At 65.4% G+C, this 14,294-nt stretch carries 12 protein-coding genes; 5 read left to right on the forward strand and 7 right to left on the reverse strand.

What is annotated here, in order from left to right; translation table 11 throughout:
• Position 1: 1 nt before the first annotated feature.
• Positions 2 to 445, forward strand: coding sequence for a universal stress protein (locus JOE41_RS00585; RefSeq protein ID WP_209750346.1), 444 nt, complete (start codon positions 2 to 4; stop codon positions 443 to 445).
• A gap of 58 nt (positions 446 to 503) precedes the next feature.
• Here the strand turns inward: JOE41_RS00585 and JOE41_RS00590 are convergent, their stop codons facing one another.
• The 3 genes from JOE41_RS00590 to glgC all read right to left on the reverse strand — a co-directional run bounded on the left by JOE41_RS00590 (position 504) and on the right by glgC (position 3,982).
• Complete coding sequence (locus JOE41_RS00590) at positions 504 to 968, reverse strand: pyridoxamine 5'-phosphate oxidase family protein (RefSeq protein WP_011691984.1); 465 nt, start codon at positions 966 to 968, stop codon at positions 504 to 506.
• A gap of 96 nt (positions 969 to 1,064) precedes the next feature.
• Positions 1,065 to 2,516, reverse strand: a complete 1,452-nt coding sequence (locus JOE41_RS00595; protein ID WP_011691985.1) for an SDR family NAD(P)-dependent oxidoreductase — start codon at positions 2,514 to 2,516, stop codon at positions 1,065 to 1,067.
• Positions 2,517 to 2,584: 68 nt separating this feature from the next.
• Complete coding sequence (gene glgC, locus JOE41_RS00600) at positions 2,585 to 3,982, reverse strand: glucose-1-phosphate adenylyltransferase (RefSeq protein ID WP_209750348.1); 1,398 nt, start codon at positions 3,980 to 3,982, stop codon at positions 2,585 to 2,587.
• Positions 3,983 to 4,084: 102 nt separating this feature from the next.
• On the opposite strand from glgC, the gene glgA reads away from it, so the two are divergent.
• The gene (gene glgA / locus JOE41_RS00605; RefSeq protein WP_209750350.1) at positions 4,085 to 5,281 is read left to right on the forward strand and encodes a glycogen synthase; all 1,197 of its coding nucleotides are present in this window, start codon (positions 4,085 to 4,087) and stop codon (positions 5,279 to 5,281) included.
• Between the two features lie 86 nt (positions 5,282 to 5,367).
• Here glgA and JOE41_RS00610 read toward each other — a convergent pair whose 3' ends face one another.
• Together JOE41_RS00610 and JOE41_RS00615 are read right to left on the reverse strand one after the other, a co-directional pair.
• The gene (locus tag JOE41_RS00610) at positions 5,368 to 7,482 is read right to left on the reverse strand and encodes an acyl-CoA dehydrogenase (RefSeq protein WP_011691988.1); all 2,115 of its coding nucleotides are present in this window, start codon (positions 7,480 to 7,482) and stop codon (positions 5,368 to 5,370) included.
• Between the two features lie 30 nt (positions 7,483 to 7,512).
• The gene (locus tag JOE41_RS00615; protein WP_209753492.1) at positions 7,513 to 8,169 is read right to left on the reverse strand and encodes a TetR/AcrR family transcriptional regulator; all 657 of its coding nucleotides are present in this window, start codon (positions 8,167 to 8,169) and stop codon (positions 7,513 to 7,515) included.
• 156 nt (positions 8,170 to 8,325) lie between these two features.
• Between JOE41_RS00615 and JOE41_RS00620 the strand changes: the two genes are divergently transcribed.
• The 3 genes from JOE41_RS00620 to JOE41_RS00630 are packed head-to-tail and all read left to right on the forward strand — an operon-like array spanning position 8,326 to position 11,967.
• Positions 8,326 to 9,696, forward strand: a complete 1,371-nt coding sequence (locus JOE41_RS00620) for an acetyl-CoA C-acetyltransferase (protein ID WP_209750352.1) — start codon at positions 8,326 to 8,328, stop codon at positions 9,694 to 9,696.
• A 10-nt stretch (positions 9,697 to 9,706) separates the two neighbouring features.
• Positions 9,707 to 11,047 (forward strand): 3-oxoacyl-ACP reductase, encoded by a 1,341-nt coding sequence (locus JOE41_RS00625; RefSeq protein WP_011691991.1) that lies wholly within the window; start codon positions 9,707 to 9,709, stop codon positions 11,045 to 11,047.
• Entirely contained in the window at positions 11,044 to 11,967 is a 924-nt protein-coding gene (locus JOE41_RS00630) for a MaoC/PaaZ C-terminal domain-containing protein (protein WP_209750354.1), read from the forward strand. Before JOE41_RS00625 ends, JOE41_RS00630 begins: the two co-directional genes overlap by 4 nt.
• On the opposite strand, the gene JOE41_RS00635 is transcribed toward JOE41_RS00630, so the two are convergent.
• Both JOE41_RS00635 and JOE41_RS00640 read right to left on the reverse strand, forming a co-directional pair.
• On the reverse strand, positions 11,958 to 13,079 hold the full coding sequence (locus JOE41_RS00635) for an aromatic acid exporter family protein (protein WP_011691993.1): 1,122 nt from the start codon (positions 13,077 to 13,079) through the stop codon (positions 11,958 to 11,960). The two genes, JOE41_RS00630 and JOE41_RS00635, sit on opposite strands and share 10 nt — an antisense overlap.
• Positions 13,080 to 13,130: 51 nt before the next feature.
• Complete coding sequence (locus tag JOE41_RS00640) at positions 13,131 to 14,267, reverse strand: serine hydrolase domain-containing protein (protein ID WP_209750356.1); 1,137 nt, start codon at positions 14,265 to 14,267, stop codon at positions 13,131 to 13,133.
• Positions 14,268 to 14,294 lie beyond the last annotated feature (27 nt).

A 14,294-nucleotide genomic window follows, 5' to 3' on the forward strand; every position in this document is an offset into this window, starting at 1 on the left:
CATGAATGAGGCCAAGGACGTCCGGACGATCATTGTTGGAGTCGATGGCTCAGAGGCCTCGGTGGAGGCCTTGAAGCAGGGACAAGGACTGGCGGACAGGCTTGGAGCACAGCTCGTCGCAATGGCATGCTGGGATTACCCGCCCGTGTACGACGGGTACGTGGCCATGGGAATCAACGACTTCGATGTGCGTGCCGGGGAGATCCTCCAGGAAACAGTGGCCAAGGCGTTCGGGACGGAAACACCGCCCAACGTCGAGACCAAGCTGGTGCAGGGACGCCCACGGAATACTCTCATTGATGCGAGCCGTGATGCCGACATGCTCGTTGTCGGAAGACGCGGCCACGGCGGCTTCGGCGGCCTGCTGCTGGGCTCGGTGAGCTCTGCCTGCGTAGCCCACGCGCATTGCCCGGTACTGGTTGTGCACACCCCCGAAAAAAGCTGACGGTTCTACTGATGGCTCCCTAGCGGAGCAGGCTACTCGAACGCGGCAGCGAAGCGGGCTACTCGAACGCGGCGCGCCGGGGATCGGACAGCCGAGTATTCCACATGTCCGGCTTCTTGACCTTGAACCGTCGGCCGGTGAGTGCCTTGGGCGCCAGCCGTACGTAGTAGTCCTTGTCGCCGGGCTGCCATGGTTCCAGGAACAGGGCGTCCACTTCGTCCTTTTCCTCCTGGGTTTCGATGAGCTCGGCTTCGCCGCGGGCAACCACGCTCCAGGCCATCTCTTCATGGGCGTCGTAGCCGTCAATTTCAAAAGCCACGGGCTTGGCCGTCATGGCTGCCCACAGCTTGGTTCCGCCGGCCGTCCGGAAAACGACAGTGCGGCGCTGGAGCACGAAATTAACCGGGAAGATTTCCGGGTGGCCATCGACAATGAGCGCTATCCTCCCGACCACCTCGGTGTCGAGCAGTACCCAGCACTGGTCAATGGACAACTGGCCCTCGGGCGGCGTCATGGTGTTCATGTCAACCCACGTTACGGTCCCTCCGGCGTGCCCATTAGGGCCATAGGGCCCCTAGCGGCACCCCGGCAGCCTCTGCTACCGGCCGGGAAGCGCCGGCTACCAGGGGCTGGGCTTGTAGTCCTTGAGGAAGACGCCGTATTGGTCTTCGCCGTTTTCTCCCATGACAATCGGATCATAGACCCTCGCTGCACCGTCCACGAGGTCCAGCGGAGCATGGAAGCCTTCCTCCATGAGCCTGACCTTGGTGTAATGCGGACGCTCATCAGTGATCCATCCGGTGTCCACGGCGGTCATCAGGATGCCGTCGGAATCGAGCATTTCCTGCGCGCTGGTGCGGGTCATCATGTTTAGCGCCGCTTTGGCCATGTTGGTATGGGGGTGGCCCGGACCCTTGTATGCGCGTGAGAACTGCCCTTCCATGGCGGAAACGTTCACGATGTACTTCCGGTGCGCGGTGGAGCGCTTCATGGCGGCACGCAGACGGCTCACGAGCAGGAAGGGCGCCGTCACGTTGCAGAGCTGAACTTCGAGCATCTCCAGCGGGTCCACTTCATCCACCACCTGCGTCCAGCTGTTGATGGTGGCCAGGTCAGGAACCAGCCCGCCGGCGTCGATGGCCGTGCCGGTGGCTATCCGTTCCAGCGAAGCCGAACCCGTAGAGAGTGCCAGGGATGTGATGGCGTCGCCGGCCAGGACCGGGTGTTCCATGACGCTGCTGGCAAGGGCCAACGGGTGCTTGTCGTGGGCGTGGCCGAAGGTCACCAGCTCCGGTCCGCCGTTGGCAGCGTCGAGGGCGGCCGGCAGGGGCTCGTCCTCTGCATCGACCAGCGGCTTGTAGGCGTTGCCGGAGCGGCGGACCGTCTGGGCCGCATTGTTGATGATGATGTCCAGCGGGCCCGCGGCGTCGAGGGAATCCGTCAGGGCCATTACCTGGGAGGGATCACGAAGGTCGATGCCCACGATCCTGAGCCGATGGAGCCACTCACCGCTGTCCTCCATCGCGGCGAAGCGCCGGGCCGCATCTTTCGGGAACCGGGTGGTGATGGTGGTGTGGGCACCGTCCCGCAGCAGCCGCAGGGCGATGTACATGCCGATTTTGGCGCGACCTCCCGTAAGGAGGGCACGCCGGCCGGTGAGGTCCGTCCGCGCGTCGCGCTTGCTGTGGCTGAACGCAGCGCACTCAGGGCACAACTGGTGATAAAAGGCATCAACCTGGGTGTAGTGATTCTTGCAGATGTAGCACGGGCGGGACCTGATGAGGTGTCCGGCCACCTTGCCGGTCGCAGAGGGTTCCAGCTTGTTCCCGCGGGTTTCGTCATCGATCCGGTCCGGCGCTGCCGTAGCCGTCTGGGCGATGACTGCCCGATCGGACTCTGCGATCAGGTCGCGCTTGGTGACCCGGCGGTGGCGTTTGACCGCCTTGAACATCTTGCCCGTGGCGCGGCGAACCGAGACGTAGTCCGGGTGCTCCTCGTCATAGGCGTGGATGGTGTTAAGAACCTTGAGGCAGGCCTGGATGTCCTCAGGCGTCAAATCGGAGGAGTTCATTGATCCAATTTTACAGCCTGGGAATCCTTCGGCCTGCCGTCAAGGTTCAGCGGCAGCGGCGTGGGCGCCTAGTCGTTGCTGGATACTCCCACGGCCGCAGCGTGGGCTTCCCCTACTTTGGCCGCGGAGTCCCGGGCAGCCGGGTAGTTCTCCGTTGCCGCTTTGATCGCGTTGGGCACCAGGTGGAGGTTGGCGGCTGACAACGCACGTTCGGCCTCGTCCGGTTCAGGAACCGCCTGCCCCTTGGAAAGCACCGTGATGCCCGATTCGGTGACCTTGAAACCGCGGGCGCGGTCGCGCTCCGGATCCAGGCCGATCGCTGCACCGGCGGGCACCTTGACGTTCTTGTCGATGATGGCGCGGTTGACCACGGCACCCTCGCCGATCTGGACCTTGTCCATCAGGACCGAATCCACTACGCGGCTCGCCGTGCCCACATAGACGTCGTTGGACAGGACTGAGCCTTCCACGATGCCGCCGGAAATCACCACGCCGCTGGCCACGATGGAATCGAGGGCCGTACCCACGGTGTTGCCCTGGCCGCGCACGAACTTTGCCGGCGGGGAGATGCTCTGCCGCGTGTAGATGGGCCATTCCGAGTTGTACAGGTTGAAGACCGGCATGGGGGAAATAAGGTCCATGTGGGCGTCGTAGAAGGAATCGATGGTGCCGACATCGCGCCAATAAGTACGGTCCCGTTCGGTGGAACCGGGAATATCATTCAGCGTGAAGTCATAAACGCCTGCTTCACCCTTATTGACGAAGTAAGGAATGATGTCGCCGCCCATATCGTGCTTGGTGTCGAGGCGCTCGGAATCCACGTGCAGGGCGTCCACCAGGGCGTCCGCATCGAAAACGTAATTTCCCATGGATGCCAGGAACTGCGTGGGATCTGCTGCCAGCCCGGGGGTTGAGGACGGCTTCTCCACAAAGGCGGCGATCTTCTGGGGATTCTCCTGGTCCACCTCGATGACACCAAACTGGTCGGCCATGTTCAGCGGCTGGCGGACTGCGGCCACTGTGGCTTTGGCCCCGCTGGCGACATGCTGCTCAACCATCTGTGCGAAGTCCATGCGGTAGACGTGGTCGGCGCCCACCACAACGACGATGTCGGGGTTGGCGTCGTGGATCAGGTTCAGGGACTGGTAGATCGCGTTGGCACTGCCGAGGAACCAGCTCTTGCCCACGCGCTGCTGCGCGGGGACGGAGGCGATGTAGTTTCCCAGCTGCGTGGACATTCTCCATGTTTCGGAAATATGCCGGTCCAGGCTGTGGGATTTGTATTGCGTGAGCACCACAATCTGCAGATAGCGGGAATTCACGAGGTTGGACAGCGCGAAGTCGATTAGCCGGTAGCTCCCGGCAAAGGGCACGCCGGGTTTGGCCCTGTCAGCCGTCAGTGGCATGAGCCGGTTGCCCTCGCCGCCTGCGAGGACAATAGCCAGGACTTTCTTATTCAACGGCATGGTGGTCGCTCCTGTACGCCTTCGTAACTTCCCCAAAAAGTCCGGCACGCCCGGACTCCTTCACACTAGAACAGATACGCCGTAAGGACTACCTTGGGTATCGTGCGAATAGACATTGTGACTAAAGAGTTCCCGCCCGAGATTTACGGTGGCGCCGGGGTCCATGTGGCTGAATTAAGCCGTGTGCTGGCCAAACATGTGGATTTGCAGGTGCGGGCCTTCGGGGCGCCCCGGGATCCCGACTACCACGGGGCGAAGGTGACGTCCTATTCGGTCCCGGAGGATCTGGGTGCCGCGAACGCCGCCGTGCAGACGCTCGGTGTGGATCTGCGCATCGTGCCGGATATCGCGGGAGCCGACCTTGTGCATTCGCACACCTGGTATGCCAACATGGCGGGCCACCTGGCATCGCTGCTTCACGGTATCCCGCACGTGCTGAGCGCCCACAGCCTCGAGCCGCTGCGGCCCTGGAAGGCTGAACAGCTTGGCGGCGGCTATGCCCTGTCCTCCTGGGTGGAAAAGACCGCATACGAGGCCGCGGCCGCCATCATCGCCGTGTCCGAAGGGATGCGCCAGGACATCCTCCGCAGCTACCCGGACGTCGATCCCGCCAAGGTGCGCGTGGTCCACAACGGCATCGATGTCGAACTCTGGAACCGTGATGAGGGCGAGGACGCCGTCCGTGCCCTGGGCATCGACCCCGGACTGCCCAGTGTGGTCTTCGTCGGCCGCAACACCCGCCAGAAGGGCGTTCCGTACCTGCTCCGTGCCGCCGCCAAGCTGCCCGCGGGTGTCCAGCTTGTGCTCTGCCTCGGCGCAGCTGATACCCCGGAACTCGCAGCGGAAACCGCCCGCCTGATCGAGGAGCTGCAGAGCCAGCGCAGCGGAGTCGTCCTGATCGAGCGAATGCTGCCCCGGCACGAGCTGATCCAGGTGCTCAGCCACGCAACCGCTTTTGCCTGCCCGTCCATCTACGAACCGCTGGGGATCGTCAACCTCGAAGCCATGGCCTGCGGTGCAGCAGTCGTGGCCAGCGCCACCGGCGGCATCCCGGAGGTTGTCCAGCATGGCGAAACCGGCCTGCTGGTGGAGTTGGAACAGGTCACTGACGGCACCGGGACCCCGCTGGACCCGGAGAAGTTCGTCAACGAATTCGCAGCTGCCCTCACCGAAGTCGTGTCCGATCCGGAGCGTGCCCGCGCCATGGGACAGGCGGGCCGCCGCCGCGCCGAGGAGCACTTCTCCTGGGACTCCATTACGCAGACCACCCTTGAGGTGTACCGCTCCGTCCTTGCCTGATCAGCAACGAACGACGACGGCGCCGCTCCCTCCCGGGGGGCGGCGCCGTCGTGGTCTTATCGTTGTGCCCGGGCGGTACGCCGGGGTTAGCGGCGCGGAGCCTTCGTGTCACGGGCCTTCCGGGCCAGGAGGACCTTTTCGTCGACCGGGGCCTTGCCGTCGGCGCGCTGGGTCCTGAAGAACGCACGGGCCTCGTCCTGGCGTGTCTTTTCTGCTCCGGTGGCAATTGCCGCGCGGAGATGCTCCGGGCCGTAGCCGAAGGCATCCACCAGGTCCAGGGCATGCGGGCGGATCTTGACCAGGAGGCGGTTGATGTAGTCGCCCACAGTGCGCGCCCGCTGCATCGACAGGCGACCGTTCATGAGGTACCAGGACAGGTTCTTCTCGATGAGCGAGAGTCCGAACAAATCCCGGAGCCAGGTCAGCACCCGCTTGGTGCCCGGGTCCTTCACGTCGGCCAGGGCTTCCGTGAAGGCTTCCCACTGCAGAAGCTCCGCGTGAGCCTGCGCCGCCTCAATCAATTCGTGCTGGTGCTGGTTGAAAGCCGCAGCGGCCTTCTGCTGCGGCAGCTTGTTGGTTCCCTTGAGTGCTGCTCCGGCCTCGGCAACCATGGTCTGCACCCTGTCCGTCAGCAGCAGCCGCTGGGTGTCCTCGTCCCGGAGTGCAATGGCCGCCTTCTGCACCGAGCCCGTGTCGGCCATGAACTGCGCGACCTGGCGAAGCCCGGTCCGGTGTACCGCGGCGCCGGCCGCCTGGCTCACTACGTAGCGTGCCAGCACCCCGACGTCCACGTTGCGGAATTCCTTCGCGTAGTCCGCGAGGAGCCGCTTGGCCACCAGCTGGAGGAGCACGGTGTTGTCGCCTTCAAACGTGACATACACGTCCAAGTCCGCCCGGAGGGAAGCGAAACGGTTCTCGATCAGGAACCCTGCGCCGCCGCAGGCCTCGCGGCACTCCTGCAAAGTATCCAGGGCGTGCCACGTGCTGAGTGGCTTGAGTGCGGCGGCCAGTGTCTCGAGGTCCTGGCGGTCCTCGTCGGTGTCGTGTGCACCCGAGAAGACGTCGTCGAATTTCTGCAGCAACTGTTCGTGGGCGAAGCCTGCGGCATAAGTGGTGGCGAGCCGGGTGAACAGCCGTCGCTGATGACGCTGGTAATCGAGCAGCACTTCTTCGTCAGTGTGCGAGGAGGCGTTGAACTGGCGGCGCTCAGTGGCGTACTGGATGGCGGTCTTGAGGGCCAGCTTGCTGGCAGCCACCGCGGCACCGTCCAGGGAGACGCGGCCCTGGACGAGGGTGCCCAGCATGGTGAAGAAGCGACGGCCCGGGCTGGCAATGGGAGAGGTGTAGGCCCCGTCGGCGTCAACGTTGCCGTACCGGTTGAGCAGGTTGGCCCGCGGTACGCGGACGTTGCTGAAGTGCAGCCGGCCGTTGTCGATGCCGTTCAGCCCGCCCTTGACGCCGTCGTCCTCTCCACCGATGCCCGGCAGGAACTCCTTGGTCTTCGGGTCCCGCAGGTCCACGTAGAACGCGTGGACCCCGTGGTTCACGCCGCGGGTCACCAGCTGGGCGAACACCACGGCGCCGAGACCGTCGATGGCGGCATTTCCTATGTAGTCCTTCCAGGCGGCACGGAAGGGCGTGTTGATGACGAATTCCTGCGTGGCCGGGTCAAAGGTCGCCGTGGTGGCAATGCTGGCCACGTCGGAGCCGTGCCCGGTTTCCGTCATCGCGAAACAGCCGGGAATGTCCATGTTCATAATGCCGGGCAGCCACTTGGCATGGTGCTCCTCGGTGCCCAGGTGCATCACAGCCGAACCGAACAGCCCCCACTGGACGCCAGCCTTGATCTGCAGCGACGGATCGGCTGTGACGAGTTCCTCGAACCCGGCGATGTTCCCGCCGTGATCATCCGAACCACCCAGTGATTCGGGGAAAGCGCGATGAACGGCACCGTTCTCCACCAGGTACTGGAGCTGGCCGAACGTGCGCTTCCGGTGCTCGGTGTGGGTGAGGCCTTCGGTCTTGTGCAGTTCGGGACGGCCTGAAAGGTCGCGCGAATGCCGGCGGATGTGGGCCCACTTGCCCAGGAGCTGCTCGCCCAGCGCAGCGACGTCGACGGCGGGCGCCGCGTCGGCATGGTGGTGTGCGCTCCCGGCGGGGCGGCGCGCCTGGCTGGCGGCGCGGTCAACTACGTCAGTCATGTCGATTCCTTCTTTGGTTCTGACAATTCACTAGGGGTTTGGATTGTGGGGGTCCAGGGTCTCCAGCTCCGGGGCAATCCCGACGCACAGCCAGGCGGTGATCTGGCGGGCCATGGTTTCCTGGTCGGGTTTGCCAGGCGACTCCGGCGCGGCGAGCCACTGTTCGCCGGCGTTCCGGACGAGCCCGATTGCCGCGGTGGGCCAGTAGCCGATCACGGCTTCCTTGCCGGTGCCCAGGTGTGCGCGCATGGGACGGGCGATCATGTCACGGACCTCTTCGAAGAAATGGCCGAGCGCGCCTGTTGCCGCCATGCCGCCGATGGCTGTTCCGGATTCTCCTGCCGAGTACGTGGTGACGAATGTGTAGACGTTGGGGCTGGTTTCCGCCATTTGAAGGTAGGCGGACACCATGGCCAGAAGCCCCTCCCGGGGCGTCTGGGCGCCCTTGGCGGCCTCGTGGATGCGGCGTTGCATCTGGCTTATCACCACCTCGCCGACAGCCTGCTGCAGCCCCGCCTTGTCGCCGAAGTAGCGGTAGAACACGGACTTGGACGTCCCGGCGGCGGCGGCGATGTCCTCCATGGAAGCGTCGCTGCCCAGTGCATGGACCGCTTTCCGTGCGGACTTGATGAGTTCGCGACGGCGCTCCTCCCGGTGGGACTGCCAGCGGGCGGCGCGTCCGTCAATTGCTGAGCCGCTTGCGGCGGAACTGGCTGGAGCGCCGTGGCCGGGGGAGTTGCCACCCCTGGAAACGCCAGGGTCGGCGGGAAGGATGTTCACGATACCCAGCGTATCAGGTACGCTGGGTATCGGTAATCAGCGTTGAGCAAAAGGAGACAGCACATGTCCTTTAACGGACAGTCCGCCACCGGACCAGATGAATCAGCCGCAGCCCCCGCAGCCACACCCGGCGCAGGCCTGCTGCGCAAGGCTGTGGTCGTGGGCGGAAACCGGATTCCGTTTGCCCGGACCGGCGGCGCGTACACCAAGTCCTCGAACCAGGACATGCTGACCGCAGCCCTGGACGGCCTGATTGCGCGTTTCGGCCTCGCGGATGAACGGATCGGCGAGGTTGCCGCAGGCGCTGTGCTCAAACACTCCCGCGACTTTAACCTCACCCGCGAGGCGGTGCTGGGCTCGGCACTCTCCGCGGAGACTCCTGCCTATGATCTCCAGCAGGCGTGTGCCACGGGACTCGAGACGGTCCTCGGCCTTGCCAACAAGATCAAGCTCGGACAAATCGATTCGGCCATTGCCGGTGGAGTCGACTCCGCGTCCGATGCGCCCATCGCCGTGAGTGAGGGCCTGCGCGAGGTCCTGCTGGACCTCAACCGCGCCAAGACCCTGCCCCAGCGCCTGAAGGTCCTGGGCCGGCTTCGCCCCAAGGACCTGGCGCCCGACGCACCCAATACGGGGGAGCCCCGGACGGGGCTTTCGATGGGCGAACACCAGGCCCTCACCACCGCGCAGTGGAAGATTACCCGCGAGGCCCAGGATGAGCTCGCATATAACAGCCACCGCAACCTCGCGGCCGCTTACGATGCCGGCTTCTTCGACGATCTGCTCACGCCGTACCGCGGACTGAACCGGGACTCGAACCTCCGCGCCGACACAACACGTGAAAAACTGTCCACGCTCAAGCCCGTTTTCGGTAAGAACCTGGGCGCCGAAGCAACCATGACAGCCGGCAACTCCACCCCGCTCACTGACGGCGCGTCCACCGTGCTGCTCGCCTCGGAGGAGTGGGCGGACGCCCACGAACTTCCCAAGCTCGCGACGGTCGTTGACGGCGAGGCGGCCGCCGTCGACTTCGTCCATGGCAAGGACGGACTGCTGATGGCGCCGGCCTTCGCGGTGCCCCGCCTGCTGGCCCGCAACGGTCTGACGCTGGATGACATCGATTTCTTCGAGATCCATGAAGCGTTTGCCGGCACAGTCCTCAGCACGCTGGCAGCGTGGGAAGACGAAGAATTCGGCCGCACCCGCCTCGGCCTGGACGGTCCGCTGGGCAGCATCGACCGGGCCAAGCTGAACGTGAACGGTTCCTCGCTGGCAGCCGGGCACCCCTTCGCCGCGACCGGAGGGCGGATCGTGGCCACGCTGGCCAAGATGCTTCACGACAAGGGGCAGGTGGACGGCCGACCGGCCCGCGGCCTGATTTCCATCTGCGCTGCCGGCGGCCAAGGGGTCGTCGCCATTCTTGAAGCATTCTAGGGAGGCCGGAATGACGGACAAGTACACACAATTCGTATCCCGTGGCATCGGGAAGGACGTTGCCAAGAAGCTTGGCTTGCCGCAGCCAGTGGTGCTCAGGCGCTACCAGCCAGGGCAGCCCCTTGTCACGGGGCCGATCCTGGTCCAGGGCTCCAGCAACGGTGCTGACGAGCTTGCGGCCGCCCTCCTGTCCTGGGACCTCGATGTCCGGAGGCATGCGGTGCCCCGGGAGAAGCTGGGCGCCATCATTTTGGTGCTGGATGAACTGGCCCACCCTGAAGAACTTGAACGGCCGGTCCTCTCGGCGGCGGCGTCCGTTCGGGATCTGGCACCAAATGCCCGCGTCGTGACGGTGTCCCGTACACCGGCGAGCGCGCCGGGGCCCGCTTGCGCAGCAGCGCGCCAGGGAGTTGACGGCCTGCTGCGATCCCTGGCCAAGGAACTGCGTGCCGGCGCCACCGCCAACGGCATCGTTCTGGCAGACGGGGTGACCACCACGAGTCCCAGCTCCCTCGGAGCTCTGCGCTTCTTCCTGTCCGGCCGGTCAGCCTTTGTCGACGGCCAGTCCCTCACCGTCACATCCGGGGAAGGTCAGCTCCCCGCCGATCCTGAAAAACCCCTTGCCGGCAAGGTGGCCGTGGTGACCGGGGCCGCACGGGGCATCGGCGCGGCCATCGCCCGCACGCTCCACCGTGACGGTGCCACCCTGGTGGTCGTGGACATCCCCGCAGCCGGAGACCACCTGGCCGCGGTAGCAAACGCGGTCCGCGGGACGGCGCTGCAGCTGGACATCAGCCGGGAGGACGCCGGGCAACGGATCATCGAGCATGCGGTGGGCAGGCACGGGCGCCTGGACATCGTGATCCATAACGCGGGAATCACCCGGGACAAGCTCCTCGCCAACATGGACCAGGGCCGCTGGAGTTCCGTCCTTGCCGTGAACATCGCAGCCCAGTTGCGCATCAATGAGGCGCTGCTGGCGTCCGAGCACTTCCGCAGTTCCCCGCGGATTGTGTCGGTCGCCTCCACCAGCGGTATTGCCGGCAACCGCGGCCAAACGAACTACGCGGCGTCCAAGGGCGGCGTCATTGGAATGGTCCGCGCCACGGCCCCCCTTCTTGGGGAGCACCATGGCTCCATCAACGCCGTGGCGCCGGGCTTCATCGAAACCGAGATGACTGCCCGGATTCCCTTCGCGACGCGGGAGGTGGCCCGGCGCCTGAACTCCCTGCAGCAGGGAGGGCAACCCGGGGATGTTGCGGAAGCCATCGCCTTCCTTGCCAGCGACGCCGCGGGCGGCATCACCGGTGAGGTGCTGCGGGTGTGCGGCCAGAACCTGGTGGGCGCATGACCGGTGCCCAGCCCGTAATCCTCGGGGACATGCCGTCGCTGTCCAAGCTCTACGTCAATGCCGCGGCCACCGCAGCCAGGCGTCGGGTGCTCGGTACCGACACGGGGATTTCGCTGCCTCCCTGCGGACACGAGGTCAGGGGAGTGGTGGCCGATGTGGGCAACCTCACGGCCTTCCAGCACCTGGTGGGTGAGACAGCAAGCGACACCCTGCCTGCCGGCTTCATTCACGCCCTCGCCTTCCCGGTATCAATGAGTGTGATGAACCGTGACGACTTCCCGTTGCCGCTGCTGGGAATGGTGCACTTGAAAAACAAGGTGGAACAGCACAGAACCATCCTGTTCACTGAAGCGCTGGACATTACCTCTTGGGCTGAGAGCCTGCGCGGCCACCGCGCCGGCACGCAGGTTGACATCGTGGCGGAGGTCCGGCGAACCGGGGACGCCAAGGTCCTCTGGAAGGGAACGTCCACGTATCTGGCCAAAGGTGTCTTCCTGCCGGGCATAGACAAGCCGTCGGTCCCTGCCCCGCCCGCAACGTTCTCGGCGCCAGACCCGACGGCACTGTGGCAGTTGGGTGTTGACACCGGCAGGGCGTATGCGGCCGTATCCGGCGACTTCAACCCCATTCACCTCAGTGTCCTCTCGGCGAAAGCGCTGGGCCTGCGGCGGTCCATAGCGCACGGCATGTACCTCGCCTCGCGGGCGCTGGCCGACGTGGGCGCCGTGAAGGGGGAATCCTTCAGTTGGGAGGTGGCCTTCGAAGCGCCGGTGTTCCTGCCGGCGCGGGTGGCACTGGACATCAGCTCGGTCGATTCCCCGTCGGGCGCCTGGCAGCACTCCGACTATGCCGCGTGGAATCCGCGGTCGGGCCGGAGGCACTTCAGCGGGAGCGTAACGGCGCTCCAGGGTCAGGACTGACCGGCCGTGACCACCCTGAGAATGCGGTGCAGGTTCAGCACGATTGATTCCGCGGCGCTGGGGGCATCCGGGTTGACGTCATCGGATGCCATCCGGTCAGCCAGGGCGTCCACGGCGGCAGTGGCCGCCTCAATCAGTTCGTTTTGCCGGTCAGGGCGCTCGTCTTCCATGGACCTGAGGACCTCGCTGACCGCCGCCAATGCATCCGCCAGCGGCTCGCTGTAGGGAAGCGGAATGACGAAGGGGACGTCCTTGTCCCAGATGACATCGGCCAGCACTTCGGTCATGTCCTGAATATGGAAGGTCACGCGCTCGAGGCCCCTGAGGTCCTTGAAGTCCCGGTCCAGATCGTGAGGGTGGAGGCGGCGCCGCGGATTGACCTGCCTGCTGGCATCGGCCTTCTGGACGGCGGCCCGGACGGCACGGGCCGATTGGGCGAGCTCGTCCGATCGCGCTGCCCAGTCCTCGTGCTCGGGCGGCCACGTTTCCCGCATCGCTTCGCCCATGTCCGAGAGCTGCTTGGCGAGCGCCCACCGGAGTTCGGCAAGGCTGAGCGCGGCGGCTTTGAAATGCAGGGGCGGGAAAACCAGCATGTTGACGGCTATGCCCACCACGACTCCTACGCCCATCTGCAGGAGGTAGCCGAAGGAGAAGTCGTCCGGGTTGTTGCCGCCCACCAGTAGGACCAGAAGCGCCGCCGTCGGAATCCAGTCACGCCCCGCTCCGAGCCGCGGCAGCCCGGCGAGCAGGACACCCAACCCCATGACAATCGCCACCGTCACCGGCGAAGGGTCGGTGACACTCACGAGCAGGAAGGCCAGGCCAATGCCGATCCCGAGCCCCACGAGCGTCTGCACCCCTTGCTTCATGGAACCCGACACGTTTTCGTACATTGCCACGAGGGCACCGAGCGGGGCGTAGTAGGGATACTGGGCTGCGGCACCCGGCATCAGGGGTGCAATGAGGAATGCCAGGCCGGCGGCGAGTCCTGCCTTGGCAGCCAGCTGGAGGCGGGGTCCCGCAACTGCTACGGCCACACTGTCCGTCACGGACTGCCGTATTTTGCCAACCCGCGACGGGGCGGCCTCGTCCTGCTGTTTTGTATTTACCATTTGGGCCCACGATAAAGGTGCATGGCAGGTGCTACAAATGGACAAACCTACTCACGGGTAAGTGCCGGCCGGCATTGCCTGCGCGGCGGAGGCCGCAGCTTGCCGTGCCGCGTGTGCCAGCCGGTGGGCGCGGCCGGGTGTTCTGCCTTCCTCCTGCGTCCCCGGAATGTAGCCAAAAGCGAGATCGTAGGCGGGGTCCGCAAAGCCCAGCGCGGCATTGGCACCCTCGTGGCCGAACGCCCGATGGCTGCCGAAGTTCCGGCTGGGGTGCGGCTTCATGAAGACCACCGCGAAAGCGTTGTCGAGTCCCGAGGTGCGGTCCAGGCCCCACACCTGCTCTTCGGACATGATCCGGACGGTTTCCGGCTCCAGGAACGCAGGACCGCCGTCAGCGCCCGTGGTGGCGGCGGCGTAGAGCCGGGCCAGGCCTTCAGCGGATCCCACGCCTCCGGCGCTGCTCATGCCGTGCTCGCGAATGACCCGGTGGTTGGGGAGCTCCATGACTGTGCCCACTGCCGCGTTGCCGTTGAGCCCCTCGAGGCCCAGAGGGTCCAGCCACGGCTGGCTGGGATCGACGGCGTACAGCACGTCCCGGTAGCGGGACTCCTGGTCCTCCGGCAACCCCAGGAAGAAGTCGATGCCGAACGGCTGCCTGATGCGGGAGCCGTACAACTCCTGAAGGGTGCTGCCGGAGACCCGGCGGCAGAGTTCCTCCATGATGATGCCGATGGTGAGGGCGTGGTATCCGAACGTGGCGCCGGGCCGCCACAGCGGTGCCGTAGCTGCAAGCTTCCGCGCTGCGTCCGCCGTCGTGAATTCACTGAGCGCCAGGCCGCCTTCCACCCCCAGCAGCCCTGCGCGGTGGGACAGCGCCTGCCGCACGGTGATCTCCTCTTTTCCATGGGCAGCGAACTCAGGCCAGTAGTGAGCCACGGTACGGTCAAGGTCCAGCAATCCGTCCTGGACCAGGAGTGCGACGACGAAGGCGGCCACGCCTTTGGAACAGGAGTAGGCGCCCGTGATCGAATCCTCCGCCAGGTGGGCGCCGCCGCTAAGGTCCACCACTTTCAGGCCCGCACGATAGACGGAGACCTGGGCGCTGTACTGCGGGTCGTTCCCGAGGAACGACTCAAACAGGTCCCTGACCGCTTGGAATTCGGGCAGGGCAAAACCGGACGAAAGTGGCATGCGACAACACTAGCGGCGTGCGGATGA

The sequence above is a fragment of the Arthrobacter sp. PvP103 genome (assembly GCF_017833075.1).
In the GTDB taxonomy this organism is placed as follows: domain Bacteria; phylum Actinomycetota; class Actinomycetes; order Actinomycetales; family Micrococcaceae; genus Arthrobacter.